We start from the raw sequence: 1,947 nt of genomic DNA on the forward strand, positions 1-1,947 counted from the left end.
CGCACCCCGTAGGCGGCCAACAGGGCCAACTTGCGTCGGCCATCTCCCTTCTCCACAGCAGGATTTGCAGGCCGGGGCTTGATTTTCTCGACCGCCGAGACTGAGATAGTGGGTGAAAATATCGTCCGCAAGGCATGCGCGGCCACGTCCCGTTCCTGCACATCGGCCATTCAGATGCGTCCGCTGTAAAGCGGTCCTTAATTTAGACCGAAAGAAAGTTTTTTAACGGGAACACGCCGATCGCATGGGATGATAACAATAGCATCGAACTGAGAATCAAATGTTGAATGGCCTGCACGAAGGCTCCCGCTTCGTGTCGGTGATACAACCGCGGAGCGCTGCATGACGAACGAAAAATCCGGCCCACCACGGGCTTTCCTTGTGGCGGTGCTTTTTTCCCTCAAGCGCGCTTTCCTGGGTGTCGGAGCCACGAGCTGCATTGTCAACATATTAGCGCTCACTGGCTCATTCTTCATGTTGCAAGTCTATGACCGGGTGATTCCGGGCCGAAGCCTGCCGACACTTGCCGGGCTTGCGATCATCGCAGCAACGCTCTTCATCTTCCAGGGATTGCTCGATTTTATCCGCTCGATGCTCTTGATGCGCGCCGGAGCCGCTGTCGACGAGCGTTTGGGCGGCGACGTCTACAACTCCCTGATCCTATTGCCCTCGCGGATGCGAATGCCGGGTGACGGTCTGCAGTCGATCCGCGATCTCGATACCGTACGCGGTTTTCTCTCAGGCCCCGGGCCAACGGCGCTGTTCGATATGCCGTGGATGCTTTTTTACATCGGTCTGTGCTTTCTCTTTCACTTCTGGATCGGTGTCACGGCGCTCGCCGGTGCGGTGATGTTGATAGGCCTTACAGCACTCGCCGAATTCAAGTCCCGCAAACCGGCAAAAATTGCCGCAGAGCTTTCCGCGCGGCGACTGAATCTTGCCGAAGCGACACGGCGGAACTCCGAAGCCGTGTTGGCCATGGGGTTCGGGTCGTTGCTGGCCACCAAATGGACCGAGGTTAACAACCGGTATCTTGCCAATCATATCTCGGCGACGACCGTCACGACCGGTCTGATGTCGATCTCAAAAGTCCTTCGGATGATGCTGCAATCCGGTGTGCTTGCGGTCGGCGCCATCCTGGTCGTCAGGCAAGAGGCGACGCCCGGCATCATGATCGCAAGTTCCATCCTCGTCAGCAGGGCGTTGGCACCTGTGGAGCTTGCAATCGGACAATGGAAGGGCTTTGTCGCCGCCCGGCAAAGCTGGAGCAGACTGACGAAGCATCTGGAATTGCTGCCGGCCGAGGAGCGGCACGTCGATCTGCCTGCACCGACCGCGAATCTGTCCGTGGAAGCGCTTCATATTGCCGTTCCTGGTACCCGGACGATGGTACTGCGCGGTATCTCGTTCAAGGCAGAGGCCGGAGACGCCGTCGGCGTCATCGGGCCGAGCGCATCTGGAAAATCGTCGCTTGCCCGCGGACTCGTCGGTCTTTGGAAACCTATCGGCGGCGCGGTGCGTCTCGACAAGGCGTCCCTTGATCAGTGGGACCCGTCATCGCTCGGCCGGTCGATCGGCTATCTGCCGCAGGAAGTGTCGCTTTTCGAAGGCTCCATTGCCGAAAATATCGCGCGTTTCGACAGAAGTGCCCCGTCCGAGAAAATCATTGCAGCGGCAAGAGCTGCGGGCGTCTATGAGATGATCGTGCAGTTTCCCGAGGGCTTCGATACCCAGATCGGCGAGAACGGATCGATGCTTTCGGCCGGGCAGCGTCAGCGCATTGGCCTGGCGCGCGCGCTCTATGGCGATCCTTTTCTTGTCGTCCTGGATGAGCCGAACTCGAACCTTGACAGCGATGGCGAGGCAGCGCTCGCTCAGGCGATCGCAGGCATCCGGGCACGCAAGGGCATTGCCATCGTTATTGCTCACCGGCCAAGTGCTTTGGCG

At 59.1% G+C, this 1,947-nt stretch carries 1 protein-coding gene; it reads left to right on the forward strand.

What is annotated here, in order from left to right; translation table 11 throughout:
- Positions 1-342 precede the first annotated feature (342 nt).
- Positions 343-1,947, forward strand: a 1,605-nt coding sequence (locus C9413_RS31640; RefSeq protein ID WP_170251474.1) for a type I secretion system permease/ATPase, incomplete at its 3' end; no start/stop codon positions are given.

The organism is Rhizobium sp. SEMIA 4085 (assembly GCF_013004495.1).
In the GTDB taxonomy this organism is placed as follows: Bacteria; Pseudomonadota; Alphaproteobacteria; order Rhizobiales; family Rhizobiaceae; genus Rhizobium; species Rhizobium gallicum.